This window comes from Sphaerochaeta associata (genome assembly GCF_022869165.1).
In the GTDB taxonomy this organism is placed as follows: domain Bacteria; phylum Spirochaetota; class Spirochaetia; order Sphaerochaetales; family Sphaerochaetaceae; genus Sphaerochaeta; species Sphaerochaeta associata.
This window is the reverse complement of sequence record NZ_CP094929.1, coordinates 2,519,728-2,537,000: the sequence shown is the minus strand read 5'-3', so window position 1 is coordinate 2,537,000 and position 17,273 is coordinate 2,519,728. Positions and strand designations below refer to the sequence as shown.

The 17,273-nt window shown below is 52.9% G+C and carries 16 protein-coding genes; 10 read left to right on the top strand and 6 right to left on the bottom strand.

Annotated features, from left to right (window positions below; all coding sequences use genetic code 11):
* Nucleotides 1-28 precede the first annotated feature (28 nt).
* The 3 genes from MUG09_RS11770 (at nt 29) to MUG09_RS11760 (ending at nt 2,337) form a co-directional block, all read left to right on the top strand.
* Nucleotides 29-379, top strand: coding sequence for a hypothetical protein (locus tag MUG09_RS11770; RefSeq protein WP_244771623.1), 351 nt, complete (start codon nt 29-31; stop codon nt 377-379).
* Entirely contained in the window at nt 379-1,071 is a 693-nt protein-coding gene (locus MUG09_RS11765; RefSeq protein WP_244771622.1) for a Crp/Fnr family transcriptional regulator, read from the top strand. The genes MUG09_RS11770 and MUG09_RS11765 overlap by 1 nt, the downstream gene beginning before the upstream one ends.
* Before the next feature lie 78 nt (nt 1,072-1,149).
* Nucleotides 1,150-2,337, top strand: coding sequence for an oxygen-binding di-iron domain-containing protein (locus MUG09_RS11760; RefSeq protein ID WP_244771621.1), 1,188 nt, complete (start codon nt 1,150-1,152; stop codon nt 2,335-2,337).
* Here MUG09_RS11760 and MUG09_RS11755 read toward each other — a convergent pair.
* On the bottom strand, nt 2,334-2,921 hold the full coding sequence (locus MUG09_RS11755; RefSeq protein WP_244771620.1) for a DNA-3-methyladenine glycosylase family protein: 588 nt from the start codon (nt 2,919-2,921) through the stop codon (nt 2,334-2,336). The two genes, MUG09_RS11760 and MUG09_RS11755, sit on opposite strands and share 4 nt — an antisense overlap.
* 103 nt (nt 2,922-3,024) lie before the next feature.
* Between MUG09_RS11755 and MUG09_RS11750 the strand changes: the two genes are divergently transcribed.
* From MUG09_RS11750 to MUG09_RS11735, 4 genes are all read left to right on the top strand, one after another.
* On the top strand, nt 3,025-3,963 hold the full coding sequence (locus tag MUG09_RS11750) for a DNA-processing protein DprA (RefSeq protein ID WP_244771619.1): 939 nt from the start codon (nt 3,025-3,027) through the stop codon (nt 3,961-3,963).
* Nucleotides 3,964-4,013: 50 nt separating this feature from the next.
* Nucleotides 4,014-5,810 carry an alanine--tRNA ligase gene (locus MUG09_RS11745; protein ID WP_244771618.1) on the top strand — a complete coding sequence of 599 codons (1,797 nt, stop codon included), beginning with the start codon at nt 4,014-4,016 and terminating at the stop codon, nt 5,808-5,810.
* 122 nt (nt 5,811-5,932) lie between these two features.
* Nucleotides 5,933-6,700 (top strand): MerR family transcriptional regulator, encoded by a 768-nt coding sequence (locus MUG09_RS11740; protein ID WP_244771617.1) that lies wholly within the window; start codon nt 5,933-5,935, stop codon nt 6,698-6,700.
* Nucleotides 6,701-6,742: 42 nt separating this feature from the next.
* Nucleotides 6,743-7,960 carry an MFS transporter gene (locus MUG09_RS11735; protein WP_244771616.1) on the top strand — a complete coding sequence of 406 codons (1,218 nt, stop codon included), beginning with the start codon at nt 6,743-6,745 and terminating at the stop codon, nt 7,958-7,960.
* Here the strand turns inward: MUG09_RS11735 and rlmN are convergent.
* Together rlmN and MUG09_RS11725 are read right to left on the bottom strand one after the other, a co-directional pair.
* Nucleotides 7,927-9,012, bottom strand: a complete 1,086-nt coding sequence (rlmN, locus tag MUG09_RS11730) for a dual-specificity RNA methyltransferase RlmN (RefSeq protein WP_244771615.1) — start codon at nt 9,010-9,012, stop codon at nt 7,927-7,929. The two genes, MUG09_RS11735 and rlmN, sit on opposite strands and share 34 nt — an antisense overlap.
* A gap of 14 nt (nt 9,013-9,026) precedes the next feature.
* Nucleotides 9,027-10,622, bottom strand: a complete 1,596-nt coding sequence (locus MUG09_RS11725; protein WP_244771614.1) for an OPT/YSL family transporter — start codon at nt 10,620-10,622, stop codon at nt 9,027-9,029.
* Nucleotides 10,623-10,812: 190 nt separating this feature from the next.
* On the opposite strand from MUG09_RS11725, the gene MUG09_RS11720 reads away from it, so the two are divergent.
* Entirely contained in the window at nt 10,813-11,289 is a 477-nt protein-coding gene (locus tag MUG09_RS11720; protein WP_244771613.1) for a hypothetical protein, read from the top strand.
* A gap of 60 nt (nt 11,290-11,349) precedes the next feature.
* Here the strand turns inward: MUG09_RS11720 and hflX are convergent, their stop codons facing one another.
* Entirely contained in the window at nt 11,350-12,675 is a 1,326-nt protein-coding gene (hflX, locus tag MUG09_RS11715) for a GTPase HflX (RefSeq protein ID WP_244771612.1), read from the bottom strand.
* 89 nt (nt 12,676-12,764) lie between these two features.
* Here hflX and ychF point away from each other — a divergent pair, with 89 nt between their 5' ends.
* The gene (ychF, locus tag MUG09_RS11710) at nt 12,765-13,871 is read left to right on the top strand and encodes a redox-regulated ATPase YchF (protein WP_244771611.1); all 1,107 of its coding nucleotides are present in this window, start codon (nt 12,765-12,767) and stop codon (nt 13,869-13,871) included.
* Between the two features lie 74 nt (nt 13,872-13,945).
* Here the strand turns inward: ychF and MUG09_RS11705 are convergent, their stop codons facing one another.
* Entirely contained in the window at nt 13,946-14,674 is a 729-nt protein-coding gene (locus MUG09_RS11705) for a hypothetical protein (protein WP_244771610.1), read from the bottom strand.
* A gap of 58 nt (nt 14,675-14,732) precedes the next feature.
* On the bottom strand, nt 14,733-16,373 hold the full coding sequence (locus MUG09_RS11700) for a B12-binding domain-containing radical SAM protein (RefSeq protein WP_244771609.1): 1,641 nt from the start codon (nt 16,371-16,373) through the stop codon (nt 14,733-14,735).
* A 65-nt stretch (nt 16,374-16,438) separates the two neighbouring features.
* Between MUG09_RS11700 and MUG09_RS11695 the strand changes: the two genes are divergently transcribed.
* A complete protein-coding gene (locus MUG09_RS11695) occupies nt 16,439-17,236 on the top strand; it encodes a hypothetical protein (protein ID WP_244771608.1) in 798 nt (265 codons plus the stop codon).
* The last annotated feature ends 37 nt before the right edge of the window (nt 17,237-17,273 follow it).

The following is a 17,273-nucleotide window of genomic DNA, read 5'->3' as shown; positions in this document are numbered from 1 at the left end:
AGTATCATAGAGAGAGGAGGCACTCTGTATGGATGATTTACAAGCAGCCTATGAGGCATTGCAGCCGGATGCGTCGCAAGAGCAGATCAAGCTTACCGCCGAGGCCTTGCAGCGCAGGCAGTACATGCCGGTCATGATACTTGGTGTGAAGGACTTCTTCCTGTTCACCAGGGAGGATATGCTCAGAGAGTTCGACCGTGTGCAAAACCTGGACGACAATAGCGAGGAGCTGAAGTCGGTTATTGCTCTCTCCAGTCCTCAGGAAGTGAGGGAAAAACATCTTTTGACCTTGCTCAATCAGTACACGCTGCTCTGCGGTCTGAGAAAGAGCGACGGGGATGCATGGGCTCTGGTCAACGAACTCTACGAGGACGATTGATGGCTATGATGCATTGCAGCGCCTGTTCCGACGGTACCTCTCCTTGTCTGCATAATGTCCCCATTTTCCAACATCTGGACCCCTCCGAGATAGGGCGGGTGCAGAGACTCATTCTCCAGCGGGAGCTGGAGGCCGATGAAGTGCTGTTCCGCGAGGGTGATGCATCGGAAAACCTGTACATCGTCCGCTCGGGCTCACTGAAGCTGGTGCGCTACTCCGTCGACGGCAAGGAGCTGCTGTTGGACACCCTCTTTCCCGGGGACTTCTACGGATCTGACGGCTTGTTCGCCCCCGGGACGGTGCAGGAGAGTGCAATAGCCGAGCAAGGAAGCGGAATTTGCATGATACAGGGGGAAAAGCTCAAGCAGTTGATGCTCGCCGATCCTTCCATCTCGCTGAAAGTCATGACATATTTGAATACCAAACTGGAGCAGTACCGCCAGCAGCTTGAGATGCTCTGTACCAAGGATGTGACCAAGCGCATCTGCATGTACCTGCATCAACGCGCTGTTCGCAGCGCAAATCTTGAGTTGTTCCTGTCGCAGGAGGACATAGGGAATGCCACCCACCTGACGAAGGAGACGGTGAACCGCAAGCTGGCAGTCCTGCAGGAACAGCAGATTATTCGCATAACCGGGAAGAAGAAAATCACCATTGCCGACTTGGCGAAGCTGAAAGAACTGGCTTTTTAAATATGGATCCTGCATCGAGCTGCAGCATAGCGGTTCAGTTGAAGGTGGTGTATTCTGATAAAGACAAGGAGAGAATGCATGAAAAGGACGATCAAGAACAATGTATCTTGGGTTGGAAGGATTGATTGGGAACTCAAGACCTTCCATGGCGATGACTATTCGATCAATCACGGCTCAAGTCAGAACGCCTATTTGATCGAGGAGGAGAAGACTGTCCTCATCGACACCATCTGGAAACCGTATGAGAAGGAGTTCCGGGACAATCTTGAAAAGGAAATACAGCTTGAGAAAATCGACTTCATCGTAGTCAATCACGGGGAGGTCGACCATAGCGGGGCTCTGCCGTATCTGATGGAAAGAATCCCCGAGACTCCGATCTATTGCACAGCCAATGCAGTGAAGTCCCTGGTGGGCCAGTACCATCATCCTGAATGGAACTTCAAGGTGGTTAAGACCGGCGATTCAGTCGACGTGGGCAACGGCAAGAGCCTGGTATTTGTTGAGATGCGCATGCTCCATTGGCCTGACAGCATGGCGACGTACCTGACCGGTGACAACATTTTGTTCTCCAACGATGCATTTGGTCAGCACTACGGAATCGAGGAGCTCTTCAACGACAAGGCCGACCAGTGCCTGCTCGCAGAGGAGGCGATCAAGTACTATGCGAACATCCTCACCCCGTTCTCCTCGTTGGTGAAACGAAAGATCGAGGAGATTGTGAAGCTGAATCTCCCCATCGACATCATCGCCCCCAGCCATGGAGCCATCTGGCGTGACAACCCCTTGCAGATCGTAGAGAAGTATGCGGCGTGGTCTGATGCCTATCAGGAGGACCAGATCACCATCGTCTACGACACGATGTGGGATGGAACAAAGCAGCTTTCCCATGCCCTTGCATCTCAGATACAGGCACTGAGTCCCGATACCAAGGTCAAGGTGTTCAATATCAGCCAGACCGACAAGAATGACATCATGACGCAGGTGTTCAAGTCGAAGGCGATAGCCGTAGGCTCTCCGACGGCGGGCAAATCGATTCTCTCTTCGGTCGGCGGCTGGCTCCATTTCCTCTCCGAACTGCAGTTCAAGAACAAGAAGGCCGGCGTATACGGCTGTTACGGCTGGAGTGGAGAGGGAAATTCCGTCCTTCGTACGGAGCTGACCAAAGCGGGCTTCTCTGTAGTCGATGCCGAGGTCAAGGTGAATTGGAACCCGACCGACCAGGATTTGTCGGGAATGCAGGAGCTTGCCAAGGCGCTTCTGGCCTAGCGGCAGTACCCGAGATCGAGAAAGCGGTAGAGATACCGTGCAGCGAGTGAACGATAGGGCTTCCAGACGGAGGCCCTTGTTTCTATATCTGCATCGCCGTAGAGGTGGCGATAGGCTTGCAGGAACGCTCCATCCTCGAGGGGAAGGACATCCGGTCTATCCAATACAAAAATCAGATACATTTTCGCCGTCCAGGGCCCGATGCCCTTGTATTTGCACAGACGTGTCAGACACTGCCGGTCATCCAAGGAGGAGAGATCCTCAAGGACCTGTGGGTCTTGGATGACCTGTTGAGCCAGGGCAAGGATGGTTTGGGCCTTTCTTCGCGCTATTCCCAGACTGCGCAATGAGTCTTCTTCAAGCATTGCAACAGCAGTAGGAGTGACAGTACCGTCAACCTTGGCAAGAAGGCGGGAATGGATGGTATCGGCAGCCTTCGCTGAAAGCATCTGTCCGATGATGACCTGCACCAGGAAGGCGAAACCGTCTGATTCGGGCGTATAGTCCAATGCTCCGACTTTTCCAATCACGTAATCCAGGATTGGATCGGCATTTTTGAAGTGTTGTATGGCTTGCTCGTGCATAGGCTGAGTATAGCGCATTCTTTCCAACTGACAACACGTTTGGTACTTTTTGCGCCCGCTGCTTTGATTGCCCTTTCTTTCCTGCTTGTGATACCATGCTCGTATGGATAGCATACAGCTTCAAGCTCTGCATTACGAAACATTGCTGAAGGCCTCCAAAGGAGCCGAGGCCAAGGCTTCCTACGCCTTTGAGAAGGCCATGGAGTACTCAATCCTCAACGAGAGTCTAGTGTTGCACGCCCAGACCTATGCACAGTTGCTTGGAGTGGAGGCTTCGTTCATCAGCGATGCGTATTACGAAATTCGCCCACACTTCGATACCATGGATGATTCTGTCGCAATCCTCGGTTGGGAAAGCCCCCACTGGCCCAGGCAGGTTGACTCCTTTGCCTTTCGTCCAAGATTTCTGTATGTCCAGGGTAATGTGGGGCTGCTCAGTCAGTGTGCGGTATCGGTCATAGGCACCCGTTCTCCTTCCTTGGAAGGGAAGCAGTTGGCTCTCAGCACCGCCCAATCGCTGGGAAAAGCCGGGTATGTGGTTGCCAGCGGTTTGGCATTGGGCATAGACGGTGTTGCTCACAAGGCTGCCTTGGCTGCAGGGTATCCGACCATCGCGGTCATCGGTACACCCATCAATGCCTGCTATCCTCCCGAACATCGAGCCTTGCAGCAGGAAATCGCCAAAGCCGGGGCTGTAGTAAGCCGCTTTTCTCCTGCAACGGTGACCCAGAAGTGGCATTTCCTGCTCCGCAACCGTCTGATGAGTGCGCTCAGTGATGCTTCGGTGGTGGTCGAGGACCGGGACGGGGGAGGTGCGGTTCGGCAGGCTGCTTTTGCCTTGGAACAGAAGAAGTACCTCTTCATCTACCAAAGCAGTGTGGACAACCATAGTGTCCTATGGCCCCGCCAATTCGCCAACCAGAGCAGGGTGTTCATCATCAAGAAGAGCCAAGACCTGCCAAGGGTGCTCAATCAGGCGAAGAAGACACGCGAAGGGGTGGGGAAACCCAGGCAAAAGGCTGTGCAACTCGACCTCTTCTGACCAGTCGCTCCTTGACATGCGATTGCCGACGAGACTACTATCTGCATATTATGAAAAAACAGCTGACCGCCAACGAATTACGGCAAAAATTCATTGACTTCTTTGTATCAAAAGACCATGTTCAAATCAGTGGGGCTTCCCTGATTCCCGAAAACGATCCGACAGTGCTTTTCACCACTGCAGGCATGCACCCCTTGGTGCCTTATATTTTGGGCAGTGACCATCCCAGCGGGAAGCGGCTCACTGATTACCAGAAGTGCATCCGGACCGGTGACATCGAGGCGGTGGGCGATCCCCATCATCTCACCTTCTTTGAGATGCTCGGCAACTGGTCCTTGGGGGACTATTTCAAGCAAGAGGCCATAGCCTACAGCTTTGAGTTTCTCACCAAGTGGCTCAACCTCGATATTTCCCAGCTCTCGGTTACCGTTTTCGCCGGTGATGATCTTGTACCCCGCGATGAGGAAGCAGCTCAGACCTGGGAAAGCTTCGGCATTCCCCGCGAGCGTATCTACTTCCTTCCCCGCGAGGACAACTGGTGGGGTCCTGCCGGGGAGACCGGTCCGTGCGGTCCCGATAGCGAAATGTTCATCGACACGGGCCGTCCTTCCTGCGGTCCCGATTGCCGTCCGGGTTGTTCCTGCGGCAAGTACTTTGAGATCTGGAACGACGTATTCATGGGGTACAAGAAGAACAGCGACGGCACCTATGAGGAGATGAGCCGCAAGTGTGTCGATACCGGTATGGGCATTGAACGCACGATTGCCATCCTGCAGGGCAAGAAGTCCGTCTATGAAACCGAAGTCTTCACTCCAATTATTGCAGGTATCGAACGTCTCTCGCAGAAACACTATGGTGATGATGAGGAGAATGATGTTTCCATCCGCATTCTGGCCGATCATGTGCGTACCAGCGTGTTCATTCTTGGCGATCAGCGGGGTGTAGCCCCCTCGAACGTGGGACAGGGCTATATTCTCAGACGCCTGATCAGGCGTGCGGTACGCCACGGCCACAAGCTGGGCATCGAGGGGGCTTTCCTCGGCGAGCTCGCACTCATCGTACTTGAGTTGTACGGCGTGCCCTATCCGGAGCTGGTTGAGAATCGCGAATTTGTGCTCAAGGAGCTCGCTCAGGAAGAGGCCAAGTTCTCTGAAACCCTTGCAAAGGGCGAGCGTGAGTTTGAGAAAATGCTTCCCAACCTGCTGAAGGGCAACAGCCGCCAGATCAGCGGTCGCACCGCCTTCAAGCTGTACGATACCTACGGTTACCCGATCGAGCTGACCAAAGAGCTTGCTTCCGAGCACGGCTTTACCGTTGATGAGGCAGGGTTCAAGGAAGCCTTTGAGAAGCATCAGGAGATCAGCCGAAGCGGTTCGGAACAGCAGTTCAAGGGAGGTCTCGCCGACCATAGTGATAAAACCACCGCCTTGCATACGGCAACCCACATGCTGCATAAGGCGCTTCGTACCGTTTTGGGCGAACATGTCGGCCAGAAAGGTTCGAACATCACCGTCGAGCGACTTCGCTTTGACTTCACGCATCCCGCTCCCATGACAGCCGAGGAGATCCAGAGGGTGGAGGACATGGTAAATGAGGCCATAAGCCAGAACCTTGAGGTTGTCTGTGAGACCATGACCTTGGAAGAGGCGAAGGAGCAGGGTGCCATCGCATTTTTTGACAGCAAGTACGGCGAGCAGGTCAAGGTTTACTCTATCGGCGACTACTCCAAGGAAGTGTGCGGAGGCCCCCATGTGCAGAATACCAGTCAGATGGGCCGGTTCAAGATTCTCAAGGAGCAGTCTTCCTCCGCCGGTGTGAGGAGAATCAAGGCTGTTCTGGAGAAATAGGGTAGTCATAGATTAACGATGGAAGGCTGTCTCAGGGGAAACCTTGAAACAGCCTTTTTCCTTGTGCAGATTGCTTGATGGTGTTGGATGCTGGTGGTAGCTTGGCAGAATGGGAGTTTGATATGCAAACGTACACGACAAAGGCATTGGCCTCGCTGGCCCATGTGCATCCGAATACCGTACGCCTCTATGAGCGGCTCCAGTTCATCACCTGCTCGGAACGAAAAGCAAATGGCTATCGGGTTTTCACCGACATCCATGTGATTCAGATGCAGCTCACGCGTTTGTCCCTCCGATCGGAGATCCTGCAGCATGGATTGCGTGACCAAGCGTTGTACATCCTGCGACGGAGTGCCGACTTGGATTTGGAGGGAGCCTTGGATGCAACTGCCGCGTATGCATCGAGCCTTGAAGAGGAGATAGTGCGAGCACGCTCGGCAGTCAGTGATGTCGCCTCACTGCTTGCCAGCGATCATATCGGTTGCCCGGTCGCTCTTACCAGAAAGCAGACGGCACTGAGATTGGGCCTCACCATCGATACACTGCGCAACTGGGAGCTCAATGGTCTGATCCAGACAAAACGCAGCAGGAATGGGTATCGCATCTATGACGGCGAGGACCTGAAGCGCCTTTCGATCATCCGTACGCTCAGACTGGCCAATTACTCGCTTATGTCGATTCTGAGATTGATGAACGGGCTCGAAGATGCCGGAGAATCCGAGCTTGAGACGATTCTTAATACACCTGCACCCTCCGAGGACATAATCTCTGTTTGTGATCGGCTTCTGATCTCTCTGGAAGCGGCAAAAGCCGATGCCTTGCAGATGGAACAACTGTTGTTGAAAATTATGCATCTGATGGAACCCTCCACTGAACCACCAGACTTTTGATTGTCGCTATACTTGCAGTATTTCAGCAATGGAGGTGCGTATATGCAAGGTTGGAAAACCAAAACAATCCTGTTTTTGGCAAGCCAGGGAATTACCCTGTTCGGCTCTTCGATCGTCCAGTTTGCGCTTGTCTGGTATATAACACTGCAGAGCTCTTCGGGAGTGTGGGTGTCGGCTCTGACCCTCTGTGCCTTCGTCCCGCAGTTTTTGGTCTCGTTTGTATCGGGGGCTCTCTCGGACCGGTGCAATAAGAAATATTTGATTATCGCCAGCGATGCTGTGATCGCCGCAGCCACTCTTGCCTTGGTGCTTCTGGTGCCGCGCCTCGACTCCGATACCACCGTTTTCTATGCCCTTCTGGTTGTTTCCATAGTCCGTTCTGCAGGCAGCGGCGTACAGATTCCGGCCGTTGCATCCATGATTCCCTTACTGGTACCAGCCGAACAACTGATGCGTTTCAATGGTCTCAATGCTGCTCTGACATCCTTGGTCCAGTTTGCCTCACCCTTTGCTGCGGGAGCCTTTCTGACCTTATCAAGCCTTCGCTCAACGTTGTTGCTTGACGTAAGTACAGCCGTGGTCGGAATCTGCCTGCTCGCATTTCTTCTCATTCCACACGAGAAAAAGCAGACAGGCAAGACTTCCTTGTTTCAGGATGTCAAGCAAGGTGCTGTGTATGCATTACAAAACCGTTGGGTCGGAAAAATGCTGATGGTACACGGCCTCTTTATTTTCCTGGCGGTTCCTGCAGGTTTTCTTGCCACCTTGTTTGTGACTCGTTATTACAAGGAGAGCTATGCGTATATGACCATTGTAGAGGTGGTCGGCTTTGCCGGAATGAGCCTGGGCGGGGTATTGATGAGCACCTGGGGCGGATTCAAGAATCAGGTTACGTCATTTCTGGCGGGGATGAGTGCTTTCGGGATACTTGCCATCGGTATGGGCCTGATCGACAGCTTCATCGTCTACCTGGCTCTCATGGCAATCTATGGAATTGCACTTACCATGGTGCAGACGGCTACCATGACACTGCTTCAGCAACGAACCGATACAAGTATGCAAGGCAGGATTTTTGCATTTCTCAACATCATGTACAGCGGAGCGCTCCCTCTGGGCATGGCCCTGTTCGGGCCCTTGTCGGATGTAGTGTCCATGCGCGTTCTCATGGTCCTTAGCGGAGTTTTGCTCATGCTTTTGGTGCTCAAACTCCGCTTTGACCGACAGTTCTATTCGTCATCCTCGTCAACCATGCTTTCATAGTCCAAATCAAGCCCTTTGTTGATGGGCACAGCAAGCTGTCCACAGGCTCCGTTGATCTCCCTGCCTCGTGAACGACGGCGGGTGTAGTTGACGTGCAGGCGGTCGAGCAACAGGGTGAAGTGATCGATTTCCTCTTCCGTCGGGGTCTGGTAAGGCAGCTCCTCGGCAGGGTTCCAGGGGATGAGGTTGACGATTACATCCAAATCTCTCACATAGCTGGCAAGTTTCTTTGCACTGATCTCATCGGTGTTGGTATTTCCCAACATGCAATATTCGATGGTAAATCGCTTGCCGCCGAGCCGCTGATAGTGCAGCAAGGCTTTCTTCAGCGTCATGATGTCCCAGGTCTGGTTGACCGGCATGATCCGATCGCGCAGCCGGTTGTCGGCACTGACGAGCGAGACTGCCAGCTTGACCGGCAGTTTCTGTTCGGCCAACTTGAGAATGCCGGGAACAACGCCACAGGTGGAGACGGTTATGCGTCTGAGGCTGATGTTGAAGGTTTTGGGGTTGTGGAAATACCGGATCGAGCGGGTCACAGGTGCAATATTGGCAAGTGGTTCTCCCATTCCCATATAGACGATGTGGGTAATGGGCTGCTTGCTTGCAGACAGCAGGTGGATGTACTGCTCGATGATCTCCTCTGCGCTGAGGTTGCGAAAGAGGCCCATCGTGCCGGTTCGGCAGAAGGTGCACCCCTGGGCGCATCCGACCTGGCTGGAAAGACAGGCTGTGTGCCGACCCTTTTTGTCGACAAGCAGGACACATTCAACCACCTTGCCGTCATGAAGGCGGATACCCATCTTGGTGGCTCCGCTCTCATCGGTTTCGGATGTGTGAATACTCGAGGAGCAGGCGCTGCTCATCAGTGAGGAAAGCCTTTCCCGTTCCGCCTTGGGCAGGTCAGTCATGGCCTCAAAGGTATATACTCCCTTGACAAGCCAATTGAAGATTTGCTTGGCTTGGAAGTTCTTTGTAAGGGACAATATTTCTGCGATTGTCTCCGCCTCCAGCCCATAGAGGGAGAGGGGTAGGTGTTTGGTTTGTTCCATAGTGGACAGTATACCTATTTAAACATCGAAAGAATAGCAATCGCCACACCTGTTATTCCCTCGCCTCCCAACAGGCCGCTGGCTACCAGTCCGGTCTCTTCACCAATTTTTTCCTTGCCGTGCTTTCTGAACAGCACTTTGTTCATGAGAACCGACAAGAGTGCTCCCAGGCCCATGATCGAAGAGATGTAAATAGGCAGGTAGACTCCAAGGCCGAGGGTTGCACTGGGAAGTTTGGAGAAGTAGAGAACCAATCCTACGCCAAGACCGATGAGGAAGGCGGGAATATGTTGTAGTCCTCCGACCATCGCCGAGACTGCTGCAGCCTGGGGAGCGGGAAGCTCTGCGGTACCGAAGCCGCCGAAGGCAGCCTTCATGATCAGGAGCACGAAGACCGAGAGGATGGCTCCGATGACCCCTCCGATGCCCTCTCCAAGGATTTGCTGCCTTGGATCGGTCTTGAGCAGGTACCCGCTCTTCAGGTCGTTCATGACGTCCCCGGTCAGGCCGCATGCCACTGCTACGATGGCGGCGATGCTGAATGATGCTATCAGAGAAGGGTTGGAGATGAGCTGGATGACCAAGAGAACGAGGATTCCGAAGATTTCCATCGGGTTGATGCCGGTCTGTCCGGTAAGCATGCCCGATAGATAGGTCGCCAAGTAGATGCCTGCCATGAGGACCAGCGCTTCAATAAGGCCGAGCTCGGTTCCCAGGGCGAGAAGGATGACGGCAAAGAAAAGTATGAGGATGATCATCAGGCGGCTGGAAGCCGGAAGTCCTCCCTGTTTCTCTTCGAGCTTCTTTTGTGCGCTCAGCCTTGATGCTACGGCTTTGAAGAAGACTCCCAGACCGGTTCCGATCATCAGCCCGATACCCAGGTTGGACCTGAAAACATCAGCCTCGGCCATGGAGGCGAACAGGCCTTGGGAGATGCCGATCGGGGTGAGGATGTAGTAGCCGAAGATGGCTCCTCCGAACCAGAGCAAGGCGAACAACGGACCGATGATGGCTCCGATACCCATTGCCATGGGGGAGACCCAGATGGAGAACGAGGGGATGACGGCACTCCCGCCGTAGAGGGTGAGCAGCGCAGGGATTTTTCCGAATCCATCACGCAATACAGTGAATATGACGGAACCTCCCATAGAGGCAAAGAGCGTTTTTGCACCTTTCCCTCCCTTGGTTCCCGCTTGCAGTGTGTTGTAGCTGGCAATACCCATCGGGTATGGAAGAGCTTCTTCTTCGATGAGTTTTTTACGAAAGAGTGAAGAAAACAGGGTTCCCAGAATGGCTCCCACTACTGTGAGCACCAGGAGGCTGGGAATGGAGAAGTTTGCCGTCGGGTCCAGCATCCAAAGACCCGGCAGTGTGAAGGCAAGTCCTCCGGCGACCATCGCCCCGCTGCTCATGATGGTATGGGTGACATTGATTTCCTGCAGGGTGGATCCCTTTGCCTTTCGCAAGGCGGCCATGCTGACAACCGTGACGAAGATGGTGGGCCAAGGAAGGGCTCCCATACGTAAAGCCACATACATGGAACTTGCGGTAATGACCAAGAGTCCTGCAATGCCGATTAGTGTCCCACGTACAGTCAGATGTCTGTTCATATTTTACACTTCCTCCGTGAGTGTATGGTAACGAGGATTGTTGAAAAACGCTAGTGGTTCATTGTCCCCGAGTGAAATCCTGGCTTATTGAGCTGTTCCACGGATGGCCGCCTATTCAAGAATAGTAGCATGTGGTATATTCAAGAAAACATCACAACGTAGGAGAGAGTCCTACAAAGGGAGAATGCGTATGAAGAAAGTATTACTAGCTCTAATTCTGGTAGCCCTTATTGTAGTTCCTGTAACTGCCGCCACAGGTGGTGCAGCCAAGAGTGATCTTGCTGTAGGTCTCAACCTCGGTACCAATACCGGTGTGGGTGTACAGTATAGAATGAATGATTTTGATATCGTAGGAAATCTTGGTTTTGGTTTCCTTGACGGATACCTCTCCTTTGATGTTGCAGCCAACTACAAGGTGACGGAGTTCGAGATAGAGAAAGCAAAATTCGATGTAACCGTCGGTGGCGGTGCATATGTCGGAATCCCCATTAAGTCGGGTGCAAAGCTCGGTCTTGCTGCCATTGCTCCCGTCGGAGTCATGTACAGTCTTGACAACAATGATGTTCCCCTTGATTTTTATTTGCGCATAGCCCCCGGCCTCTGGCTTCTGCCTGACGTCAGCTTCCATTTCAGTGGATATGTAGGAGCTCTGTGGAGATTCAACTAATCGTCTACGGACGTTCGGATATTGCAAATGGGTGCTTCCTTTCGGGGTGGCACCCACTTTTTATTGTTCGTATCTGAAGGGATGCAGCTGCCCTTGGAATCTCTCTTGGATGCGGCTTTTCACCAGGATTCCCTCTTCAGTGTAGTCGATGCTCTCAACCTGGCCGAACCGGTGGATGTGGGCGACCAAATCGTGCCGTGAATTGGGTATCAAATAGGTTGTCGTGGGACAGAGCTCGTGAAGTGTGATGCCTATTTGCGTGAGGAGTGTGTCCAGTCCGGCTCCGGTTTTGATGGATGTCTCCAGTACCGGAGTATACAGGGACTTGAGACGCGAAACTGCAAACGCATCCTCCACCTTGTCCATTTTGTTCGCAAGTACGATTGCCGGCTTGTCGGTGCAGCCAAGCTCCTCCAGTACCTGGACGGTGGTGGTGTAGCTTGCAATCATATCAGGATGGGAAGCATCACAGACGATAATCAAGAAATCAGCATATTTGGCCTCCTCGAGCGTGCTCTTGAAGGCATTCACGAGGTTGTGCGGCAGATCGCTGATGAACCCTACGGTATCGGAGAGCAAGATTTCCTCCCCTCCGGGTAGTTTGACCATCCGGGTCGTCGGATCGAGGGTGGCAAAAAGTTTGTCTTCAACAAGTACTCCGGCATTGGTCAGCGCATTGAGCAGCGAGGACTTGCCGCTGTTGGTGTAGCCTACAATGGCTCCGGTGGGGATATTTCCACTGAGTCGCTGGTTGCGCTGGATGGTGCGTTGCTGCACCACTTTCTCAAGCATCTGCTTGAGGGCGACGATCCGGTCCTGGATCTGCCTTCGGTCGAGCTCGAGCTGCGTCTCTCCTTCACCCTTGGTGCCCTTGACACCGCCCTGCTGACGATTGAGGTTCGTCCACCGGCGGGTCAGCCTGGGCAGCGAGTATTCAAGGCGGGCGAGCTCCACCTGCAAGGTGGCTTCCTTGGTTGCGGCGCGATCGGCAAAAATCTGAAGGATCACCTCATCACGGTCGATGACGCAGGTTTCCATCTCCTTCTCAAGGTTGCGCTGTACCCGGGGGTTGATGCCTTGGTCGAAAATGACGACATCAATTTCCAGTTCCTCCACCAAGAGCTTGATGGCTGCGACTTTGCCGCTGCCGATGAGCGTGGCGCTGTTGGTTTGGCGCAAGGGAATGAACTCAGTCCTAACGGTGAGAGCTCCCATGGTGTCGACAAGAGCCTTGAGCTCTTCGGCTCTTCGCTTTGCCCCTTGGTCTGATTCTGTTGGAGGAACAAGGATGAGCAGGAGCGCCCTTTGGTCTTCATCCTTGATTTCGTAGACACGTTTCCCTTTGGAAACAGGCTCCTCGGAGCCGATGAACTGTTCAATACCCATTGCTGTTGACTATAGGGCTGGTTAACGTGCAAGTCAATATGTGCTACACTTCCCCTGCTGGCTCCAATGAGCCGAGAATGAGGTAAATAATGGGTTTAAATTGCGGCATAGTAGGGCTTCCCAATGTTGGTAAGTCGACGATTTTCTCAGCCTTGACGGCAGCTCCTGCCGAAGTTGCGAACTATCCTTTTTGTACAATCGACCCCAATGTGGGCATTGTCAGCGTTCCTGATCCACGTCTTGATAAGATTGTTGCATTGATTCCTCCTGCAAAAGTAGTCCCTGCCACCTTCGAGTTTGTAGACATTGCAGGCTTGGTCGCCGGAGCAAGCAAGGGGGAGGGCTTGGGCAACCGCTTCCTGGCCTCCATCAGGGAGGTGGGGGTCATCGCCCATGTAGTCAGGTGCTTCGACGACAGCGACATCATCCATGTCAACAACAAAATCGATCCGGCAGGTGACATTGAGACGATCAACATCGAGCTGGCCCTCGCCGATCTGGACACGGTGACCAACCGTTGGGCGAAGCAGGCCAAGCTCACCCGCTTGAGCAAGGAAGCACAGAAGGAGAACGAGAAAGTACTTCCCGTTCTCACCAAATTGAAAGAGTGCCTGGAGGATGGAAAATCAGCGCGGTCACTGAAGCTGGAGGAAGAGGAGCTAGCCATGGTCTATGACCTGCACCTCATCACCCTCAAGCCTGTCATCTATGTATGCAACGTCGATGAAGACGGCATCGTAGAGGAGAATGAATATGTCAAGACCGTACGAGCCATCGCCGAAGCCGAGGGATCGGAAGTGGTGGTCATCTGCGGCAAGATTGAATCTGAGATTGCCGTGTTGGAGACCGAGGAAGAGAAGCGCGAGTTCCTTGAGGCGGTGGGGTTGAAGGAATCCGGGTTGAACCAGCTCATCCGCAGTGCCTACCATACGCTGGGAATGCGTACCTTCTTTACTGCCGGCTCTGATGAAGACCGTGCGTGGACATTCCATGCAGGCTACAAGGCCCCCCAGGCCGCCGGTGTCATCCATTCTGACTTCGAAAAGGGCTTCATCAAGGCAGAGGTGTTCAATTGTGAAGACCTTTTTCTGTACAAGACCGAACAGAAGGTAAAGGAAGCAGGAAAACTCAGGATGGAAGGCAAGGAGTACGTGGTGCAGGACGGTGACATCATGCATTTCCGCTTCAATGTATAATCGTTCCAACCAAGGGAAAATATGAAAGGCAGCAGGTTTCTGCTGCCTTTCTGACATTTTGTGGGTTGTCTGCCTTATTTCCAGCTGACAGAGAAGGTGATGGGACTTTCCAGCAGAAGGAAGTCGATAAGAGGGAAGCTGAACTCATAGAGGGTATTGGAGATTTTCCTGCCGTTGGTATAGCCGGTAATGGGCGTGGGCGTTTCAACCCTCATGGTGATGAAAGATTGCTCGATTGCGGGTGGCCCCTCCTCTCCGAGCATGAAGCTGATCATTTCCAGGTAGTCTGCTTCACTGAGCCCTTGGTTGTATACCGGGCCGAACGCTTCAAAATTCTCATCCGCCAAAAAAGGAATGACAGGAACAAGCTGGTCGTAGTTATCCATGGAGAGGAAGAATGACATGCTGTTCTTCTCCATCTTCAACAAACTCTGATTGCTTCCCGCTCCCAGGTCACTGAACAGCTGTTGCAGGTTCCTGAACGTGAAAGTTCCTTGGTATGCATTGTCATTGAGTTTGGTCATCCTGACGTTGTCCGTGGTCGGGCTGTAATCGAGAGCCCGCTCGAAATCGGCAATGGCCTTGTCCATCAGGGATTGATCACCTTCAGGGGGAACAAACTCACTGAAATCCTGAAGGACCGCGATGAAGAAATCCTCAACGGTAAAGTCGAATGCAGATGCATGTGACGGTGTATTGGTAAAAGTCAGAGCCTCGGTGACGGTGCACCCGGAAGCTACAAATAAAACAGCGAGCAGAAGAGCTGCTCGGATTGCATGATTCACATATTTCACTGGTTTCATTCCTTACTCATACTGTACGGGATTTTTTGTTGGTTCTCAACTAGAAGTTTTCCCAACGCTACTCGGTGACAGGAAGAAAATAGAGTTCCCCCTCATCGGTGCTGTGGATGGAGAGCCGTATCTCTTCAGACTCAGCATGGGATGCCAGAAAATCATCAAGGGACATAGTGTCGAGCAGTGCAAGCTGCTCAAGCGGGTATGATAGTGTGATGGTGGGACTCTCTTGATACATATGGAAGAACGCAATTCCCTGATGCAACTCCATGTATGAGAGCATCGGCTTCAGGTAGCGCTGGTTTCCCAGTTTTTTAAGAAGGCTGACAACAAAAGCCTCCTGGAGAGTAAATACATCGGGCTCTTCATCCTCTGGCTTCATTTTCTCCTTATAATAAGAGAGGTAGGAATCAAAGAGGGTGAGCAGCGAAGATGGTTTTCGGCCGGTTGCCTCGCATAGCTTGTGCATCCACATACCTGCCTGTCCTTGGGTGAAGAAGAGGTCGCACGCACTCTTGAGCCTCATCGCCTGCTTCAGATCCGATTCACTGAACGTCGGCGAGTGTAGAATGGTATAAGGTGCTTGTTCCATGCTTACGATGCCGTAGGAGGACGCTTGGTCGCTGACCAGGGTTCCAGGAAGCAAAGAAAGGGGGAAAATGTCTAGATTGCTGGGTTTGAGCAGCATGGCATAGTCCAGACTCTTGGTAAAGGAGGCAAGGCTGTCATGGGGAAGGCCGATGATAAGGTCCAGACCGAAGGCGATGCCACGTTGGTTGAGCAGCTGGATTTTCTTGGCGAACTGGTCTGCCTTGAACACCCGGTTAGCCGCTTCAAGAACTTTCTTGTCGGTCGACTGCAAGCCTATCTGCAACGAACAGTCGATTCTGGCAAAAGCATCGGCAAGAGCGTTGTCAAGCAGCTCGGCCCTCACTTCAAAGACAAAATGGATTGGAGCCTGCTTCTTCTCAAGCATTGCCAGGATGGCAATGGTCCGCTTTTTATCCATATTGAAGGTAGGATCGAGGACATAGACCTCTCCTGCTTCATGGGCGACCAGGTAATCGAGTTCAGCTTCAAGCCGTTCGAAACTGAAGTGCCGTACGCTGCGTTCTCCACGCGATTCAAAGCAAAACGAACAATGGAAGGGACAGCCGCGGGTCATCTCCCATAATACCGATGCACCGGGGGAGAGAAACGGGTCGGCAAGACCGCTCAAAAGCGGTGAAGACAGGAGGTCGAGTCTGGGACTGGGTGCGATACCGAAGGCATTGGTTCGGGAGAGTACGCCTGGAAGCCGGGGGATTTTTCCTTCCTTGATGTGTTTGAGGGCTTGTATGACCGTTTCCTCTCCCTCCCCGAGGATGAGGAAATCATAGAGACCCAAATCGAAGGATGCCGGATTTGCTGTTGCCTCCGGGCCGCCGGCAAAGAGATGGAGGGACGGGTTGCGGGCCTTCAGGGTCAGGGCGAACGTGTCCATCCAACCTCTATTCCAGAGATATACCGAAAGTCCTGCTACATCCAAGGAAGCGAGGGGTATCGACTGTGCTGATGCAACGGGATCATCGGCAAGCGTGAAAGCGTGATGGATGCACTGCTCGTTTTCAAGATGAGAAAGTACGGCGCTTTGAATGCAGAGTGCGCCAAGGGGGTAGCTGAGGTTTCCCTCTTCGAGGCAGCAGGATATCAAGTGTATGGTCATGTGACCGATAGTAGCTGGCATGACAAACTCTTGCAACTAGGAGACCGCTGTGTCTACAATAAGGTATGAAACAAGCGGTAATTTGCCTGTTGCTTATCTGTGCCCTGCCTCTCTTTGCCTCGGCTCTGGATGTGCAGTTGATCTCAGCATATCCCAACCAGTTGCATTTGCAGTGGAAGGCGGTAGCCGGTGCAGACTATTACGATGTCTACGTGGATGGAAATCCTGTGCAGCGGGTACGCTCTGAAAGCGTCGTCGTGGGTTCAAACGAGGAGCCTTTGGAAAGTCATCGAACCTATGAAGTGATTGTCGCCGCCCGCAAGACAGGCAATGTCGATGTAGCGGCGGCCAAGGTGCAGTGTGAAACTTCCGGGTGGGAAGGCCGTTACCGCTGGGTGAACCTTACCGACAAGGACAACAAGGGAAAGTGCAGACAGCTGGACTTTTTGGTTTCCTATACCAAGCCCTATTACACCATCCAGGGCATATATGACCGCTCCTATACGATTTTCCCATTGCTGGGTCAGGAGCTTGTCAATGTGGAGATTCCGTTCGAAGGTGAGAGCGAACTGCAGAAAGCCTACCGGGCCAATGCCGAGGTTTTCAACACAACAAATTTCAAACCGTCTGTTTGGAGTGTGACCTCCATTGAGTATGGAATCGATCGGTATGCGGTCGAGGTTCGGACCAAGGTCGGTTCCCTTTCGTTCAAGACGAAGTCCACCTATCGGTTCATCCTTTCCCCTAAAGGGGAAAAAGAGCTGCACTTCGAGACAAAAGGAGACGGTCTTGCTTCCTGGGGGTTGTTCACCTCCCCCAATCCCGGGCAAAAAGGGGTATTCATCTGTACGTTCCTTGTCTAGCCTCCGTGGATGTCGATTGGAAAGTATGCGTTGACAA